Genomic DNA, 17,781 nt, shown 5'->3' with positions numbered 1-17,781 from the left:
TGTCAGCTATCTATACTTTAAGGTGACTGCCAAAACAGACTCGACGTAGCCTTCGAGCTGCGCACCAACACGGCCTCAGATGGGCCACATCTGGAGAAACACCGCAATGTCAGTTATTGGTCGCATTCACTCCTTTGAATCCTGTGGAACCGTAGACGGCCCAGGTATTCGCTTTATCACCTTTTTCCAGGGCTGCCTGATGCGCTGCCTGTATTGTCATAACCGCGACACCTGGGACACGCATGGCGGTAAAGAAGTTACCGTTGAAGATTTGATGAAGGAAGTGGTGACCTATCGCCACTTTATGAACGCTTCCGGCGGCGGCGTTACCGCATCCGGCGGTGAAGCAATCCTGCAAGCTGAGTTTGTTCGTGACTGGTTCCGCGCCTGTAAAAAAGAAGGCATTCATACCTGTCTGGATACCAACGGTTTTGTTCGTCGTTACGATCCGGTGATTGATGAACTGCTGGAAGTAACCGACCTGGTAATGCTCGATCTCAAACAGATGAACGACGAGATCCACCAAAATCTGGTTGGAGTTTCCAACCACCGCACGCTGGAGTTCGCTAAATATCTGGCGAACAAAAATGTGAAGGTGTGGATCCGCTACGTTGTTGTCCCAGGCTGGTCTGACGATGACGATTCGGCACATCGCCTCGGTGAATTTACCCGTGATATGGGTAACGTTGAGAAAATCGAACTTCTCCCCTACCACGAACTGGGCAAACACAAATGGGTGGCGATGGGTGAAGAATACAAACTCGATGGTGTTAAACCACCGAAGAAAGAGACCATGGAACGCGTGAAAGGCATTCTTGAGCAGTACGGTCATAAGGTAATGTTCTAATTTCCTCGTAAAGCGGCAACTTTATTGAGTTGCCGCTTTTTTATTCCGCGCTTCATTCTGCTACAGCGTTTTTAACACATCTTATAGTGCATCTACCATATCCCGTACCTGAGATAATAACGACTGATAATAGCTCGCGTGAAGTTCTTCCCCATCGAATACCGGTAATGCTGCCAACTTACTGATTTAGTGTATGATGGTGATTTTAAGGTGCTTGCGTGGCTTCCATTTCCATCAGATGTCCTTCCTGCTCCGCTACTGAAGGCGTGGTGCGTAACGGCAAAAGCACTGCCGGACATCAGCGCTATCTCTGCTCTCATTGCCGTAAAACATGGCAACTACAGTGAGGTAGCCTGAGTTTAACGGACACTCCTTCCTGAAATAGAATGGCATCAGAAGGAGCTAATAATGAGCAGAAAAACCCAACGTTACTCTAAAGAGTTCAAAGCCGAAGCTGTCAGAACGGTTCTTGAAAATCAACTTTCGATCAGTGAAGGCGCTTCCCGATTATCCCTTCCTGAAGGCACTTTAGGACAATGGGTTACCGCCGCCAGAAAAGGGCTCGGTACTCCTGGTTCCCGCACGGTGGCTGAACTGGAATCTGAAATTCTGCAACTGCGTAAGGCGTTAAATGAAGCTCGCCTTGAGCGAGATATATTAAAAAAAGCAACAGCGTATTTTGCACAGGAGTCGCTGAAAAATACGCGTTAATCGAACAATGGCGACAACAATTTCCCATTGAAGCGATGTGTCAGGTATTTGGTGTATCCAGGAGCGGTTATTACAACTGGGTACAGCATGAACCCTCAGACAGAAAACAAAGTGATGAGCGGCTAAAACTGGAGATTAAGGTGGCACATATCCGCACTCGCGAAACATATGGAACCCGGCGGCTCCAGACGGAGCTGGCAGAGAATGGCATCATCGTTGGTCGTGACCGACTGGCACGTCTTCGTAAGGAGCTGAGGCTACGCTGTAAGCAGAAACGCAAGTTCAGAGCGACTACGAACCCGAACCACAATCTGCCAGTTGCGCCAAATCTGCTGAACCAGACGTTCGCTCCTACAGCACCAAATCAGGTCTGGGTGGCGGACCTGACGTATGTTGCCACACAGGAGGGATGGTTGTACCTCGCTGGCATCAAAGATGTTTATACGTGCGAAATTGTCGGCTACGCCATGGGAGAGCGCATGACAAAAGAGCTGACAGGTAAAGCCCTGTTTATGGCGCTCAGGAGCCAGCGCCCACCTGCCGGGCTAATCCACCACTCTGATCGAGGTTCACAGTACTGCGCATACGATTACCGGGTCATACAGGAGCAGTCTGGTCTGAAAACATCAATGTCGCGTAAAGGTAACTGTTACGACAACGCTCCGATGGAAAGCTTCTGGGGAACGCTGAAAAATGAGAGCCTGAGCCACTATCGTTTTAATAACCGGGATGAAGCCATCTCAGTAATACGGGAATACATTGAGATTTTCTACAATCGTCAGCGTCGTCACTCTCGTCTGGGGAATATCTCCCCGGCAGCCTTCAGGGAAAAATATCATCAGATGACTGCTTAAAAAAAGAACAAATGGTAGTGTCCGCTATTGCCAGTACACCTCAATCACTGAAGCTATACAGGCCAACATTGAGTTATTTTCAGGACACAAACACAAGCCTCTGACAGCGAGAATCAACAGTGATAATTCTGTTACGTTACATTCATGGCTTGATCGCTACGAAAAAATCCTCGCCAGCAGAGGAATCAAGCAGAAGACACTCATAAATTACATGAGCAAAATTAAAGCAATAAGGAGGGGGCTGCCTGATGCTCCACTTGAAGACATCACCACAAAAGAAATTGCGGCAATGCTCAATGGATACATAGACGAGGGCAAGGCGGCATCAGCCAAGTTAATCAGATCAACACTGAGCGATGCATTCCGAGAGGCAATAGCTGAAGGCCATATAACAACAAACCCGGTCGCTGCCACTCGCGCAGCAAAATCAGAGGTAAGGAGATCAAGACTTACGGCTGACGAATACCTGAAAATTTATCAAGCAGCAGAATCATCACCATGTTGGCTCAGACTTGCAATGGAACTGGCTGTTGTTACCGGGCAACGAGTTGGTGATTTATGCGAAATGAAGTGGTCTGATATCGTAGATGGATATCTTTATGTCGAGCAAAGCAAAACAGGCGTAAAAATTGCCATCCCTACAACATTGCATGTTGATGCTCTCGGGATATCAATGAAGGAAACACTTGATAAATGCAAAGAGATTCTTGGCGGAGAAACCATAATTGCATCTACTCGTCGTGAACCGCTTTCATCCGGCACAGTATCAAGGTATTTTATGCGCGCACGAAAAGCATCAGGTCTTTCCTTCGAAGGGGATCCACCTACCTTTCACGAGTTGCGCAGTTTGTCTGCAAGACTCTATGAGAAGCAGATAAGCGATAAGTTTGCTCAACATCTTCTCGGGCACAAGTCGGACACCATGGCATCACAGTATCGTGATGACAGAGGCAGGGAGTGGGACAAAATTGAAATCAAATAATGATTTTATTTTGACTGATAATGACCTGTTCGTTGCAACAAATTGATAAGCAATGCTTTTTTATAATGCCAACTTAGTATAAAAAAGCAGGCTTCAACGGATTCATTTTTCTATTTCATAGCCCGGAGCAACCTGTGAACACATTTTCAGTTTCCCGTCTGGCGCTGGCATTGGCTTTTGGCGTGACGCTGACCGCCTGTAGCTCAACACCACCCGATCAACGTCCTTCTGATCAAACTGCGCCTGGTACCTCTTCTCGCCCGATTCTGTCGGCAAAAGAAGCGCTGAATTTCGATGCGCAACACTATTTTGCATCCCTGACACCAGGTGCTGCAGCGTGGAATCCGTCCCCGATAACCCTGCCTGCGCAACCTGACTTTGTTGTCGGCCCGGCGGGTACTCAAGGTGTAACGCATACCACGATTCAGGCGGCGGTAGATGCGGCAATTATCAAGCGCACCAACAAGCGCCAGTATATTGCCGTGATGCCTGGTGAGTATCAGGGAACGGTGTATGTCCCTGCTGCTCCAGGTGGAATCACTCTGTACGGTACAGGTGAAAAACCGATTGATGTGAAGATTGGGCTTTCCCTTGATGGGGGCATGAGCCCTGCCGACTGGCGTCACGACGTCAACCCGCGCGGCAAATATATGCCAGGTAAACCAGCGTGGTATATGTACGATAGCTGCCAGAGCAAACGCAGCGACAGTATCGGTGTTCTGTGTTCTGCGGTCTTCTGGTCACAAAACAATGGACTGCAACTGCAAAATCTGACCATCGAAAACACGCTGGGCGATAGCGTAGATGCAGGTAACCATCCGGCGGTAGCACTGCGTACTGACGGTGACCAAGTACAGATTAACAACGTTAACATTCTCGGTCGTCAGAACACCTTCTTTGTCACCAACAGCGGTGTGCAGAACCGTCTGGAAACCAACCGTCAGCCGCGTACGCTGGTGACCAACAGCTATATTGAAGGGGATGTGGATATCGTTTCTGGTCGCGGCGCAGTGGTGTTCGATAACACCGAATTCCGCGTGGTGAACTCACGTACCCAGCAAGAAGCATATGTGTTTGCACCGGCTACGCTGTCTAACATCTATTACGGTTTCCTCGCCGTAAACAGCCGTTTCAATGCTTCCGGTGATGGCGTGGCGCAACTGGGCCGCTCGCTGGATGTTGATGCTAATACCAACGGTCAGGTGGTGATCCGTGATAGCGCCATCAACGAAGGTTTTAACACGGCTAAACCGTGGGCCGATGCGGTGATCTCTAATCGTCCGTTTGCGGGTAATACCGGCAGCGTAGATGATAACGACGAAATACAGCGCAATCTGAATGACACTAACTACAACCGCATGTGGGAATACAATAACCGCGGCGTGGGCAGCAAAGTGGTTGCAGAGGAGAAGAAGTAAGAGCTATTAACTATTTGCCGGATGCGGCGTAAACGCCTTATCCGGCCTACGGTTCGATGCGATTTGTAGGTCGGATAAGATGCGCCAGCATCGCATCCGACAATAAGTGCCGAATGCGACCTACATTCACATGGCGCTTTTTACATCTGACGGTTTTTATTGAAGTTAATCAAACTACCCGCCTTGATAATCTCGCGCTCTTCAGCCGTCAGGCTTTCCATGTAAAGCGTAATTTCCGTTACCGGCGCATCTTCATGGATCACATAACCTTTAAACGTCGTACCCGGATTATCCAGCGCCGCTTTAATGCCAGGGATGTAAATGTAATCCCCCACTTCAAAGGTTGGCACTTCCGCCATCTGCAGCGGTAACATCCCCCAGTTGATGACGTTAGAACGGTAGCGTTTAGTCGCGTACTCCTCGGCAATATTCGCCAGACCGCCAATCACACGCTGGCAGCTCGCCGCCTGTTCACGCGCAGAACCATCGCCTGGTTTCACCGCATAGACCATGCTGCCAATTTCAGTTTGCAGCGGATCAATATGCTCCTGACCAGCAATCTGCTTAATGCGCGCAAACACCTCTGTCAGCTCGCTGACATTCCCCGCCAGACCAATCGGATTTGAACGATAAGAAGAGGTTTCACCGGAAGGAATCAGTTCGTCGGTGGTGGTGACTTCGTCGAGGATCTTCGAGCACACTTTCAGGACGATATTGTCAGTCAGCGCACCCAATTCCGGCCAGTCTTTAATGTTCGGTCCGTAAATCAGCGGTTGCTGAGTTGCCCCTTTCACAAAGCCCTGATAAACACGGTTTTTATACGGCGTTACATCGAAGGCGTACTCCGGCACGTTGTCCCAGCAATCAAGTTCGCTGGCAGAGGTTAAATAGCCACCGTTTGCCGCAGTCGCAGCGATAGAACGAGCGTCCATCAACGCCACCGCTGACATCTGCCCATTGGCTGGCTTAGAGCCTTCGCGGTTCGGGAAGTTACGCGTGGTGTGGCGAATACTCAAACCGTTGTTGATTGGCGTATCGCCCGCGCCAAAGCATGGGCCACAGAATGCGGTTCTGATGATTGCGCCTGCGCCAATCAAATCTGCTACCACACCTTTTTTGGCGAGATCCATAAACACCGGCTGTGATGACGGGTAAACCGCCAGCGAGAAGGTGTCATTGCCACAGGATTGACCGCGCAGTGCATTCGCCGCCGCGATGACGTTTTCGTAGTTACCGCCAGAACAGCCCGCGATAATCCCCTGCTGCACTTTCAGGCGACCATTTTCCACTTTATCCAGCAGCGAGAGTTTGGCTTTACCGTGCGCCACGCGTTCGGACTCAATTTCAATCTCACGCAGAATGTCGGTCAGGTTCTGGTTCAGTGTGTCGATTTCATACACGTTGCTCGGGTGGAACGGCAGCGCAATCATTGGTTTGATGGCGCTTAAATCAACGCTGATGCAGCCATCGTAGTACGCCATCGGTTGAGGGTTAAGCTGGCAGTAATCCTGACCGCGACCGTGCAGCGCCAGCCAGTTATGCACTTCTTCATCAGTTTGCCAGACGGAGCTTAAACAGGTGGTTTCCGTGGTCATCACGTCAACGCTGTTACGGAAATCGGTAGAGAGCGCGCTAACGCCCGGTCCAACGAACTCCATGACTTTGTTTTTGACGTAACCGTTTTTGAACACCGCGCCAATGATAGCCAGCGCCACATCCTGTGGCCCCACATACGGCGCAGGTTTTCCGGTCAGATGCACCGCAACCACGCCCGGATAGTCGATATCCCAGGTGTCATTAAGCAGCTGTTTTACCAACTCACCGCCACCCTCACCGACTGCCATTGTCCCTAATGCACCGTAACGGGTGTGGCTGTCTGACCCGAGGATCATTTTGCCCCCGCCAGCCATCATCTCACGCATATATTGATGGATGACCGCAATATGCGGAGGCACAAAAATACCGCCATAACGCTGAGCTGCCGATAAACCAAAAACATGGTCATCACCGTTAATGGTGCCGCCGACGGCGCAGAGTGAGTTATGGCAGTTGGTCAGCACATACGGCAGCGGGAAACGTTCCATTCCGGACGCTTTAGCGGTCTGTACAATACCAACAAAGGTAATATCGTGAGAGGCTAATGAATCAAACTTAATTTTAAGTTTATCCATATTTCCGGACGTATTATGAGAAGAGAGAATAGACCAGGCAATAGTGCCTTTTTTTGCTTCTTCTTTTTTAATTTCGCCGGTGAAATGTTCTTCGGCAATTATTTCGTTATTACTGGCGAGAAACACGCCTTTTTCAGATAACTTGATCATCAAATGCTCCAGATATCTGCGCACCGTGAAGTGCGCAGAAAGATAATAAATGGATATACTCTAAATAATTCGAGTTGCAGGAAGGCGACAAGTGAGTGAATCCCCAGGAGCTTACATAAGTAAGTGACTGGGGTGAGCGAACGCAGACGCAGCACATGCAACTTGAAGTATGACGAGTATATTTACAGCATGTTCCAGCCGATCAGCATATTCCACCACCACACGCCGAGGGTGATATGCACCAAGAAGGTTAATATCGTCAGTACCGCACCGACCAACCACCAGGATTTAATATCGTTGTAACCCACGCCAAAGATGACCGGACCTGCCGCGCCGCCATAGTGAGTAACCATGCCGCCATAGGAGTTGGAGAACAACAGTGCCAGCGCGGTTAACATTAACGGTGCGCCGGAGACGTTCGCCAGCATGGCAAATACAGGTAACATAGCAACGATATAGGCACTACCGGAAGCGAAGAAATAACGCACGATGATGCTGAGGAAAATAATAACGAAGAAAGCAACGTTACCGTGACCATCAAATGCCAGGTTATTTTTAAAGACTTCAGCTAACCATTCGAAAAATTTAACTTTCGATAATAAGGAGCTTAAGCCGATAATACCGCCGTACCAGATTAAGGTATTCCAGCCGCCTTTATTTTTAACCACGTCTTCCCAGGTAACGATACCCAGCAGCAGCATGGTCGCCATAACAACGATTGCCACAGTGGATTCATCAACCCCCAGAGACTTACTGAAAATCCAGCCCAGTAGCGCCAGCACAAAGACACCGAGCAGCATTTTTTCGCGGATTTTCATCGGTCCCAGTTCGGCAAGGCCCGCTTTAGCGATGGTTTTGTTATCCACCTTTTTAATTTCTGGTGGATACATGGTGTAAATTACCAGCGGGGTGACCAGCAGCATAATGATGCCCGGCAATCCGGCGGCCAGCGCCCATCCACCCCAGCTAATTTGCAGGTGCAGAATGTCGTTGATCATTTTCAGCGCCAGAATGTTCCCCGCCATTGCGGTAAAGAACATATAGCTGGTGGTTTTGGTGACCATGTAAATGGACATCATCAGGTAATGTCCGACACGACGCGGACTTTTTTCCGGTTCGGACCCCAAAGCCACCGCCACGCTGTTGATGATCGGTAACACAATGCCGCCCGCACGCGCGGTGTTAGACGGTGTTGCCGGAGCCAGTACCAGATCGAGGAATACCGTAACGTAACCCAGACCCAGCATGGTGTTACCGATTTTACCAATCAGCAGATAGGCAATAAGTTTACCTAAACCGGTGGTCACAAATGCGGCGCTTAAGGTAAACGCCGAGAACACCAGCCAGGTAGTACCTGAAGAGTAACCGCTTAATACGGCGGTGGTCTTAAACGCACCGTCGGATAAGTTACCGACCACCACCATTGAGGCAGCAACGGCAATTAACAGTACGACAGGTTCCGGGAAAGGCTTGATAACCAGACCCACAATGGCCGCCAGGTAAATACCAAAAAGCACCCACGCCAGTTCGCTTAATCCTGCCGGAGCTGGCATAAAACCAATAATACATGGGATCGCTAATATCAGAATTAGCTTCCATAACGATTTCTTATTCATTTAAAATCCTGTTCTTTCTGTATGACTCATACAGAAGTCCTTTATTGATTGTCCTTATCCTGACAACGAATTTTTTCAGGGAAGATAAACTTCACCGGAAAATATTTTTCTGGTTGTCCGAATAACAGATGCGCGTAACGTCGTGGCATCCTGACCTTCATTACTTAAATGAACGTCGAGCGCACCACTGGGGTGTTCAATATTGATATTGCCATATCCTACAGAAGGGACGATTTGTCGGGTGACGGTGCCTTCCAATGCACAACTACTGGAAATAGCAATAGCACCGGTTATCGCCAGCGCGCGATGGCAAGAATGCGGCATAAAATAACGCACATTAATTGCCCCGCCTTTCTGCGCTGGAGAAATAAGCACAGGTTTAGGGATAACCATATTACTGACATCACCTAAGCCCATTGCTTTACCCGCTTGTAGCCGGATAGATTCAATGCGGGCTAATAATGCTTTGTCGGCATCCAGTTCCGCCGGTAATTCATAACCTGTTTTTCCCAGATATTCAGCCGGAATAATGACGACTGGCATCGCCATATCGATACAGGTCACCGGGACATCGTCAAAATAATCAATCTGATTATCAGTCGGGAAAACTTTTCCAGTTTTCGTTCCAGCGGCATTCAGGAAAGTGAGCGCAACCGGTGCGGCAGTACCCGGTACGCCGTCAATTCTGGCGCTACCCTCGTACTCGACAACACCATTTGGCGTTTGCACATCAGCTTCGATGAACGTACCCGTATTGACGTTGCGGATACGTACACGGGTAACTGGCGAAGTCGCTGCAATCAAACCATTTTCAATGGCGAATGCCCCTACGCCAGACAGCATATTGCCGCAGTTAGGCGTGGTATCGACACGTTGCTCATGGACGATAACTTGAGCAAACAGATAATCGACATCAGCACGCGGATCGCTGGAACGGCTAATAATGGCGACTTTACTGGTCAGTGGATTACCGCCGCCAATACCGTCAATTTCCAGATCGTTACCGGAACCCATAATTGCCATCAATATTTTATCGCGCTGCGTTTGATCTTCGGGTAAATGTTCCGCTAACAGGAACGCGCCCCTCGAGGTTCCACCTCGCATCATCACGCAGGGTATTTTTTTCATAATAATGCCCTCAATTTAAAAACATAACTTATTGCGATATGGTTACATTAAGGACAAAGCATCTCTAATGACTTTAGCTCAACGATTAATAACATTTTTTCATTAATTTAAGTTGGCTAAATGCAGTTAAAATTTTTAACGACCAGCCCCCCAAAATCGTCGCTTCCATTTTCCGGAGTAATAATGAAGCATGAATTATCAAGTATGAAGGCATTTGTCATACTGGCAGAGTCCAGTTCATTTAACAATGCCGCTAAATTACTCAATATTACGCAACCTGCATTAACGCGAAGAATAAAAAAGATGGAGGAAGATTTACATATTCAACTATTTGAGCGTACAACTCGCAAGGTTACGTTAACAAAAGCAGGAAAAAGGTTGCTCCCGGAGGCGCGGGAATTAATAAAGAAATTCGATGAAACGCTTTTTAATATTCGTGATATGAATGCTTATCATCGTGGTATGGTGACATTAGCGTGTATTCCGACCGCAGTATTTTATTTTTTACCGCTGGCAATCGGTAAATTTAATGAGCTGTATCCCAATATTAAAGTGCGGATTCTGGAACAAGGCACGAATAATTGCATGGAATCGGTGCTGTGTAACGAATCAGACTTTGGCATAAACATGAACAACGTCACAAATTCATCCATTGATTTTACCCCACTGGTCAACGAGCCATTCGTGCTGGCCTGTCGGCGTGACCATCCATTGGCCAAAAAGTAGCTTGTAGAATGGCAGGCGTTAGTGGGTTACAAAATGATTGGCGTACGTTCCTCCAGCGGCAACCGATTGTTGATAGAACAACAGCTAGCCGACAAGCCCTGGAAGCTGGACTGGTTTTACGAAGTGCGTCATCTTTCGACGTCATTAGGACTAGTGGAGGCAGGACTGGGGATTTCGGCGCTTCCTGGTCTGGCAATGCCCCATGCGCCCTATTCTTCGATTATTGGTATCCCACTGGTGGAACCCGTTATACGTCGGACATTGGGGATTATTCGCCGCAAAGATGCCGTGCTTTCTCCGGCAGCTGAACGCTTTTTTTCCTTGCTGATTAATTTGTGGACTGACGATAAAGACAATTTGTGGACCAATATCGTCGAACGCCAGAGACATGCGTTACAGGAGATAAGTTAATACACCGGCGCAGGAGAGACTGCGCCGGTTAAATCAGCGGTTAGTGTGCGTTAACCACCACCCACATTGGTCCCTGCCCGACCGCATAGCGGCCTTTTTCATGCAGTAGCCCCTGCTCGCCAACAATTTCGTATACCGAGATGTGGTGAGATTTTTGCCCAGCGGCAATCAGATACTTGCCGCTGTAATCAACATTGAAGCCGCGCGGCTGGGTTTCCGTTGGCTGGAAGCCTTCTTTACTCAACACGCTGCCATCTTCCGAAACGCTGAAAACGGTAATCAGACTGGCGGTACGGTCGCAGGCGTATAAATGGCGACCATCCGGGGTGATATGAATATCAGCCGCCCAACGGGTGTCGGAGAAGTTTTCCGGCATCATATCCAGCGTCTGGACACATTCGATATTGCCGTGCGGATCTTTCAGTTCCCAGACATCCACTGAGCTGTTTAACTCATTGACGCAATACGCATATTGTTCGTTTGGATGGAATACCATATGACGCGGGCCGGCCCCTTCAACGGTAGTCACTTCCGCAGGGTCCTGCGCCACCAGATGACCATCATCGCTGACCGTAAACAGGCAAATGCGATCCTGCTTTAATGCCGGAACCCACAGCGTACGGTTGTCCGGTGAGATATTGGCGGAATGGCAACCGTCCAGCCCCTCGACTACATCGACGACGCCCACTGGCAGGCCATCTTCCAGACGCGTTACGCTCACGTTACCCGCATTGTAAGAACCTACAAAGACAAACTGCCCCTGGTGATCGGTGGAAATATGCGTCGGACTACCCGGCAGCACAGACTCTGCGGCAAAGGTCAGTGCGCCATCGTCCGGGGCAATACGATACGCCAGGACGCGAAACTCAGGGCGAACACCAACATAGAGATAACGTTTGTCCGGGCTGACCACCATCGGCTGCACCTGCCCCGGCACATCGACAACCTGTGTCAGCGTCAGTGCGCCTTCATGATTCAGGTTCCAGACGTGAATTTGCTGGCTCTCAGGGCTGGCGATATAAACTGTTTGCTTCATGAACACACCTCAAAAATGATAAATCCCTTATCTTTCATACATATAACAACACTTACTGGATAAAAAACAGACAACAAAACACGATAAAATACAATATCGCACATCAATTAAATCAATAAGTTAGCACTCCATTTCGAATGGCATATTACTAAAATATTAGTCACCGACACGAATTTGACAATGCCACAGATATTTTCGCGACTATTCAGGGAGTATGACTCTCCCCGCTTTTGTTTACCTGTATCAACGACCGTAAACACTATGCCATAACAACTTCTGGCCAACTTCCCATTCGCGCAACAATCAACTCACTTCCGGCACAAATAAACGCATTACGTTGTAGATCGGTATTCTGGTCATTTGTTGATACGCGTACATAGCCAATAAGCATGGTCAATCCCCCTGTTAACAAGACACTGCGTCAAAAGTCGGGGGGGAGAATTGGGTGATCTCCTTCCATGGGAATACACAGTCATTATAAAATAGAATGTACTGTTTTTTTAAAGAAAAAAACAGTACATTGAGATATGATTTTGATCATTACTAAATCCTTTGCTGAAGTTACTATGTATATAAGCTTATTTTATACATGATTATTAGCAACAAATATTACCAAGTCAAGTAGTCAGGCTGGCTAAAATAGTTGGAGATGTTGTAGTATCTTACTCAAGACTAATGTCCTCTGGTATAAATCCTCTGCATTGTGAATATGTAAAACATCAAAAAAAGATGAACCAAATATACGAAAAAAGCAAATATACTTACTAGGGTAGAAAGCATGATATAACACTCATTCCCTTATGGCGAATATTCTGAAACACCCTCCTCATTAGGAGAGATACATTAAATACAATTTATTCACAATCTAATTCCATATCCATATGCGAGAAATTAATATGCTCAGAAACATTTCATCCTGTTTATTTCCACATATCAGCACAATTACATCCCCCAACCATTATTTGTCCGAATGGGATGATTGGGAGAAACAGGGGTTACCGGAAGAACAGCGTACTGAGGCGGTAAGAAGACTTCGTGCATGTCTTACCTCTAAGGGGCATAAACTGGACCTGCGAGCCTTGGCGCTTTCCTCGCTACCTGTACTCCCTGCTTGCATTAAAAAGCTTGATGTGAGCTGTAATAAATTAACCATCCTTACTGATTTACCTGAAAATATTAAAGAACTTATTGCAAGAGATAATTTCTTAACACATATATCTGCATTACCACATTATCTAATAACTTTGGATGTGTCCGAAAATCAATTAGAGAATCTGCCGTTATTACCAGACACCATCAAATCACTAAGCGCAGAGTATAATAGGTTATCCACACTGCCTTCATTACCCTTGAATTTAAAAAACTTGAGGTTAGGAACAACGAACTGCAAACTCTTCCATCTCTGCCTTCTAATCTTAAGATACTTAAGGTTGCGCACAACCATCTTACTGAACTGCCCCCTTTACCTAGGAGACTGCAACTTCTTTTTGCATATAGCAATAGATTAAGCAACTTACCAAACATCCAAGAAAATATTATCATGAGAAGATTTTTTTATTTTGAAAACAACCAAATAACTACAATCCCGACAAATCTTTTTCGTTTAGATCCTCATATAACTATTGAGATTGCAAATAACCCCTTATCAGATCAAACTCTGCTATTCTTAATACAGCAAACTTCGGTTCCAAATTTTAACGGGCCTCAGTTTCGTATTTCCCTGTCAGACCAAAACAGACTGTTTTTACGCCAGATGTTGCCGCAAAATTTACATTCGCGCCATATCAGAGTCATCACTGAAGGGGGGCAGAACTTTCAGATCCCCCCTCTTCCCGAAACTGTGGCAGCCTGGTTTCCTGAAGCAGATCGTCGGGAGGTTTCTACACAATGGACTTCTTTTTCCACCGAGGAGAATTCCCGGGCATTCTCCGCGTTCCTTGACCGCCTTTCCGATACCGTCTCTGCACGCAATACCTCCGGATTCCGTGAACAGGTCGCTGCATGGCTGGAAAAACTCAGTGCCTCTGCGGAGCTTCGACAGCAGTCTTTCGCTGTTGCTGCTGATGCCACTGAGAGCTGTGAGGACCGTGTCGCGCTCACATGGAACAATCTCCGGAAAACCCTCCTGGTCCATCAGGCATCTGAAGGCCTTTTCGATAATGATACCGGCGCTCTGCTCTCCCTGGGCAGGGAAATGTTCCGCCTCGAAATTCTGGAGGACATTGCCCGGGATAAAGTCAGAACTCTCCATTTTGTGGATGAGATAGAAGTCTACCTGGCCTTCCAGACCATGCTCGCAGAGAAACTTCAGCTCTCCACTGCCGTGAAGGAAATGCGTTTCTATGGCGTGTCGGGAGTGACAGCAAATGACCTCCGCACTGCCGAAGCCATGGTCAGAAGCCGTGAAGAGAATGAATTTACGGACTGGTTCTCCCTCTGGGGACCATGGCATGCTGTACTGAAGCGTACGGAAGCTGACCGCTGGGCGCAGGCAGAAGAGCAGAAGTATGAGATGCTGGAGAATGAGTACCCTCAGAGGGTGGCTGACCGGCTGAAAGCATCCGGTCTGAGCGATGATGCGGATGCGGAGAGGGAAGCAGGAGCACAGGTGATGCGTGAGACTGAACAGCAGATTTACCGTCAGCTGACTGACGAGGTACTGGCCCTGCGATTGTCTGAAAACGGCTCACAACTGCACCATTCATAATCACATCGCATAAACCACAGACCGGACTGACTCCGGAAAAACAGAGGCCCGCCCCCGGGCCTCCCCGGATTCATCCGTTTCCCTGTTCAGCCTGACAGCACGCCCCGGCGGCCGGATGACAGACTCCGCTTCGGTAAGCAAAGCGGTCTTCTGTGATTCCGCCAGTTGCGGCTTATTCATTACTCAACGTCAAACGCCCGAATTGAAGCCAAATCATCCAGACCGCTCAGCTCCTCTTTCATTTCACGCTGACGGCGATAAATCTCATCGTTGCGATCGACCTGCGCCTGCACCATTGCTGCCGCCAGTTCTTCCAGTTCCGGCATCGACAGTTTCACCTGCTGATTATCGGCATCACCCCACGTCATCACGTCCCGTACAATGTCGGATTTCGCAGCCATTACCACCGGATAAAGGCGGCCCAGTGAGTTGGGGCCAGCATTCCAGATACGACCGTTCCATTCAAACGTGAACGGCTTCGCCTCCTGTTCTGTGCGCCATGCTTCAATTTCCTGACGTCTGGCCTCTCTGGCCGCTTCCAGCATTTCTGGTGTCACAGTGAATGGGGCTATCTCACCCCATTTGCCACTTTGCAGTTCCTGCCAGATTCGCTGACCCGTCGGTGCGACATCATCAGCGGTGGCTGTGTAGGGGACTGCCTGGTCCCTGTCGTCAAAAAAAACGTCACAGTCTACTGCGCCACTTTCGGTATAACGGGGATTAATGATTTTTTTAATTTCCACGGTGCATTCCTCACGATGTGCGAATAAAAAGCCCGGGCATTGCGCCAGAGACATGTGAGGTAGCCTGAGTTTAACGGACACTCCTTCCTGAAATAGAATGGCATCAGAAGGAGCTAATAATGAGCAGAAAAACCCAACGTTACTCTAAAGAGTTCAAAGCCGAAGCTGTCAGAACGGTTCTTGAAAATCAACTTTCGATCAGTGAAGGCGCTTCCCGATTATCTCTTCCTGAAGGCACTTTAGGACAATGGGTTACCGCCGCCAGAAAAGGGCTCGGTACTCCTGGTTCCCGCACGCTGGCTGAACTGGAATCTGAAATTCTGCAACTGCGTAAGGCGTTAAATGAAGCTCGCCTTGAGCGAGATATATTAAAAAAAGCAACAGCGTATTTTGCACAGGAGTCGCTGAAAAATACGCGTTAATCGAACAATGGCGACAACAATTTCCCATTGAAGCGATGTGTCAGGTATTTGGTGTATCCAGGAGCGGTTATTACAACTGGGTACAGCATGAACCCTCAGACAGAAAACAAAGTGATGAGCGGCTAAAACCGGAGATTAAGGTGGCACATATCCGCACTCGCGAAACATATGGAACCCGGCGGCTCCAGACGGAGCTGGCAGAGAATGGCATCATCGTTGGTCGTGACCGACTGGCACGTCTTCGTAAGGAGCTGAGGCTACGCTGTAAGCAGAAACGCAAGTTCAGAGCGACTACGAACCCGAACCACAATCTGCCAGTTGCGCCAAATCTGCTGAACCAGACGTTCGCTCCTACAGCACCAAATCAGGTCTGGGTGGCGGACCTGACGTATGTTGCCACACAGGAGGGATGGTTGTACCTCGCTGGCATCAAAGATGTTTATACGTGTGAAATTGTCGGCTACGCCATGGGAGAGCGCATGACAAAAGAGCTGACAGGTAAAGCCCTGTTTATGGCGCTCAGGAGCCAGCGCCCACCTGCCGGGCTAATCCACCACTCTGATCGAGGTTCACAGTACTGCGCATACGATTACCGGGTCATACAGGAGCAGTCTGGTCTGCAAACATCAATGTCGCGTAAAGGTAACTGTTACGACAACGCTCCGATGGAAAGCTTATGGGGAACGCTGAAAAATGAGAGCCTGAGCCACTATCGTTTTAATAACCGGGATGAAGCCATCTTAGTAATACGGGAATACATTGAGATTTTCTACAATCGTCAGCGTCGTCACTCTCGTCTGGGGAATATCTCCCCGGCAGCCTTCAGGGAAAAATATCATCAGATGACTGCTTAAAAAAAGAACAAATGGTAGTGTCCGCTATTGCCAGTACACCTCATATTGGCTACGTAATTAAAACAGAAAATAAAGAAACCCCATTCACTGTAGTTGATATCGACGGTCTATCAGGAAACTTTAAAACTCTTGTTGAAGGTGCCACAAAAATGTGCCTAGTTTACATCGGAAATAATCTGCCCGCAGAAAAAAAGCCGAATTTCTGGCAAATCTGATTGCAATGAAATTAAAAGGTGAAATCTGAAAAAAAGAAAGCCTGCACAGTGTGCAGGCCTGAGTGAAGAACCTGGGACATTTATTCATCACTCGCAGTAATTTTAATCTGAGTTGAGGTTAAAAAACAATGAGCACAAAACCACTCTTCCTGTTACGGAAAGCGAAAAAATCATCCGGTGAACCTGACGTCGTCCTGTGGGCAAGCGACGATTTTGAATCGACCAGCACCACTCTGGACTATCTGCTCGTTAAGTCAGGTAAAAAACTGAGCAACTATTTTAAAGCTGTTGCCACAAATTTTCCTGTCGTTAATGACCTTCCCCCTGAAGGTGAGATCGATTTTACCTGGAGTGAACGCTATCAACTCAGCAAAGACTCCATGACATGGGAACTAAAACCGGGAGCAGCGCCAGACGACGTTCACCACCAGGATAATGCTCAAGAAACCAAAGAACTGGCGGGAGGCCAGGAAGAAAACGCGCAGGCAGACGCCCACGAGGATTGCCAGGATTGCGAAGTCTCTGTAGCCACTTTGCGGTTCACACAGCGTCTTCTGCACATTTTTACGTATGCTGCCGGGGATCTGAAATACCTGCATCATGCCACCCGTGAACAACGCAAACACATTACTGCTCTTGAGATGGATCAGGAAAACAGCTATGTCCAGAATCTGCTGTTGGCCATACGCGGCATGGCAGAACCGACAACTCTGGATAATGCCGCCCTGCTCCGCCTGACTGATGCAATTAAGGCTGAGGTGTACTGGCAATAGCGGACACTACCATTTGT

At 48.2% G+C, this 17,781-nt stretch carries 12 protein-coding genes, 2 pseudogenes and 6 other annotated features (1 of these 20 running past the window's edge); of the genes and pseudogenes, 9 read left to right on the top strand and 5 right to left on the bottom strand.

Annotation, left to right across the window (positions count from 1 at the left end; genetic code table 11):
• Nucleotides 1-106: 106 nt before the first annotated feature.
• The 4 genes from pflA (at nucleotide 107) to ybhC (ending at nucleotide 4,812) form a co-directional block, all read left to right on the top strand.
• Nucleotides 107-847 carry a pyruvate formate lyase-activating enzyme 1 gene (gene pflA, locus SF0897; protein NP_706820.2) on the top strand — a complete coding sequence of 247 codons (741 nt, stop codon included), beginning with the start codon at nucleotides 107-109 and terminating at the stop codon, nucleotides 845-847.
• A 163-nt stretch (nucleotides 848-1,010) separates the two neighbouring features.
• Nucleotides 1,011-1,192, top strand: a mobile genetic element (partial).
• Nucleotides 1,192-2,455: a mobile genetic element, on the top strand. (Overlaps the previous feature by 1 nt.)
• A complete protein-coding gene (locus SF0896) occupies nucleotides 1,256-1,558 on the top strand; it encodes an insertion sequence element IS600 transposase (protein NP_706819.1) in 303 nt (100 codons plus the stop codon). Its footprint overlaps the feature before it by 303 nt.
• A complete protein-coding gene (locus SF0895; RefSeq protein NP_706818.1) occupies nucleotides 1,594-2,412 on the top strand; it encodes an insertion sequence element IS600 protein in 819 nt (272 codons plus the stop codon). (Lies within the feature at nucleotides 1,192-2,455.)
• Before the next feature lie 1,073 nt (nucleotides 2,456-3,528).
• Nucleotides 3,529-4,812: an acyl-CoA thioesterase gene (gene ybhC, locus SF0893; protein ID NP_706816.1), complete on the top strand. Its 1,284-nt coding sequence runs from the start codon at nucleotides 3,529-3,531 to the stop codon at nucleotides 4,810-4,812.
• A gap of 140 nt (nucleotides 4,813-4,952) precedes the next feature.
• Here ybhC and ybhJ read toward each other — a convergent pair whose 3' ends face one another.
• The 3 genes from ybhJ to ybhH form a co-directional block, all read right to left on the bottom strand.
• Nucleotides 4,953-7,133, bottom strand: coding sequence for a hydratase (ybhJ, locus tag SF0892; protein NP_706815.2), 2,181 nt, complete (start codon nucleotides 7,131-7,133; stop codon nucleotides 4,953-4,955).
• 182 nt (nucleotides 7,134-7,315) lie between these two features.
• The gene (gene ybhI, locus SF0891; protein NP_706814.2) at nucleotides 7,316-8,686 is read right to left on the bottom strand and encodes a membrane pump protein; all 1,371 of its coding nucleotides are present in this window, start codon (nucleotides 8,684-8,686) and stop codon (nucleotides 7,316-7,318) included.
• Between the two features lie 138 nt (nucleotides 8,687-8,824).
• A complete protein-coding gene (gene ybhH, locus SF0890; protein NP_706813.2) occupies nucleotides 8,825-9,772 on the bottom strand; it encodes a hypothetical protein in 948 nt (315 codons plus the stop codon).
• Nucleotides 9,773-9,997: 225 nt separating this feature from the next.
• Nucleotides 9,998-11,014, top strand: a sequence feature (Similar to Escherichia coli K12 transcriptional regulator LYSR-type gi: 1786984 (339 aa). BLAST with identity of 97% in 338 aa. This CDS contains an in-frame stop codon. The sequence has been checked and is believed to be correct.).
• Between ybhH and ybhD the strand changes: the two are divergent.
• Nucleotides 9,998-11,014 (top strand): annotated as a pseudogene (gene ybhD, locus SF0889). (Overlaps the previous feature by 1,017 nt.)
• Before the next feature lie 40 nt (nucleotides 11,015-11,054).
• On the opposite strand, the gene ybhE reads toward ybhD, so the two are convergent.
• Nucleotides 11,055-12,050 carry a 6-phosphogluconolactonase gene (gene ybhE / locus SF0888; RefSeq protein ID NP_706812.2) on the bottom strand — a complete coding sequence of 332 codons (996 nt, stop codon included), beginning with the start codon at nucleotides 12,048-12,050 and terminating at the stop codon, nucleotides 11,055-11,057.
• A gap of 896 nt (nucleotides 12,051-12,946) precedes the next feature.
• Nucleotides 12,947-14,757: a sequence feature (Similar to Shigella flexneri IpaH9.8 gb: AAC23714.1 (545 aa). BLAST with identity of 64% in 604 aa. This CDS has been disrupted by insertion. The sequence has been checked and is believed to be correct.), on the top strand.
• On the opposite strand from ybhE, the pseudogene ipaH_2 reads away from it, so the two are divergent.
• Nucleotides 12,947-14,757 (top strand): annotated as a pseudogene (gene ipaH_2 / locus SF0887). Its footprint overlaps the feature before it by 1,811 nt.
• 179 nt (nucleotides 14,758-14,936) lie before the next feature.
• Here ipaH_2 and SF0886 read toward each other — a convergent pair.
• Nucleotides 14,937-15,554: a bacteriophage protein gene (locus SF0886; protein ID NP_706811.2), complete on the bottom strand. Its 618-nt coding sequence runs from the start codon at nucleotides 15,552-15,554 to the stop codon at nucleotides 14,937-14,939.
• A 1-nt stretch (nucleotide 15,555) separates the two neighbouring features.
• Nucleotides 15,556-16,819: a mobile genetic element, on the top strand.
• Between SF0886 and SF0885 the strand changes: the two genes are divergently transcribed.
• The 3 genes from SF0885 (at nucleotide 15,620) to SF0883 (ending at nucleotide 17,764) form a co-directional block, all read left to right on the top strand.
• A complete protein-coding gene (locus tag SF0885) occupies nucleotides 15,620-15,922 on the top strand; it encodes an insertion sequence element IS600 transposase (protein NP_706810.1) in 303 nt (100 codons plus the stop codon). It overlaps the preceding feature by 303 nt.
• On the top strand, nucleotides 15,958-16,776 hold the full coding sequence (locus SF0884; protein NP_706809.1) for an insertion sequence element IS600 protein: 819 nt from the start codon (nucleotides 15,958-15,960) through the stop codon (nucleotides 16,774-16,776). (Lies within the feature at nucleotides 15,556-16,819.)
• 300 nt (nucleotides 16,820-17,119) lie before the next feature.
• Nucleotides 17,120-17,764 (top strand): exodeoxyribonuclease VIII, encoded by a 645-nt coding sequence (locus tag SF0883; protein NP_706808.1) that lies wholly within the window; start codon nucleotides 17,120-17,122, stop codon nucleotides 17,762-17,764.
• Nucleotides 17,746-17,781: a mobile genetic element, on the bottom strand; it runs 1,228 nt beyond the window's last position. It overlaps the preceding gene by 19 nt.

It is taken from the genome of Shigella flexneri 2a str. 301, assembly GCF_000006925.2.
Lineage (GTDB): Bacteria > Pseudomonadota > Gammaproteobacteria > Enterobacterales > Enterobacteriaceae > ECMA0423.
Note: the sequence above shows the minus strand (reverse complement) of the source record. Positions and strands in the feature narration are given on the sequence as shown.

Bases quoted from the DNA above. Each gene is read 5' to 3' on its own strand.
- pflA (NP_706820.2), top strand. From the start codon at position 107: ATGTCAGTTATTGGTCGCATTCACTCCTTTGAATCCTGTGGAACCGTA.
- SF0896 (NP_706819.1), top strand. From the start codon at position 1,256: ATGAGCAGAAAAACCCAACGTTACTCTAAAGAGTTCAAAGCCGAAGCT.
- SF0895 (NP_706818.1), top strand. From the start codon at position 1,594: ATGTGTCAGGTATTTGGTGTATCCAGGAGCGGTTATTACAACTGGGTA.
- ybhJ (NP_706815.2), bottom strand. From the start codon at position 7,133: ATGATCAAGTTATCTGAAAAAGGCGTGTTTCTCGCCAGTAATAACGAA.
- ybhI (NP_706814.2), bottom strand. From the start codon at position 8,686: ATGCCAGCTCCGGCAGGATTAAGCGAACTGGCGTGGGTGCTTTTTGGT.
- ybhH (NP_706813.2), bottom strand. From the start codon at position 9,772: ATGGCAATTATGGGTTCCGGTAACGATCTGGAAATTGACGGTATTGGC.
- ybhE (NP_706812.2), bottom strand. From the start codon at position 12,050: ATGAAGCAAACAGTTTATATCGCCAGCCCTGAGAGCCAGCAAATTCAC.
- SF0886 (NP_706811.2), bottom strand. From the start codon at position 15,554: ATGTCTCTGGCGCAATGCCCGGGCTTTTTATTCGCACATCGTGAGGAA.
- SF0885 (NP_706810.1), top strand. From the start codon at position 15,620: ATGAGCAGAAAAACCCAACGTTACTCTAAAGAGTTCAAAGCCGAAGCT.
- SF0884 (NP_706809.1), top strand. From the start codon at position 15,958: ATGTGTCAGGTATTTGGTGTATCCAGGAGCGGTTATTACAACTGGGTA.
- SF0883 (NP_706808.1), top strand. From the start codon at position 17,120: ATGAGCACAAAACCACTCTTCCTGTTACGGAAAGCGAAAAAATCATCC.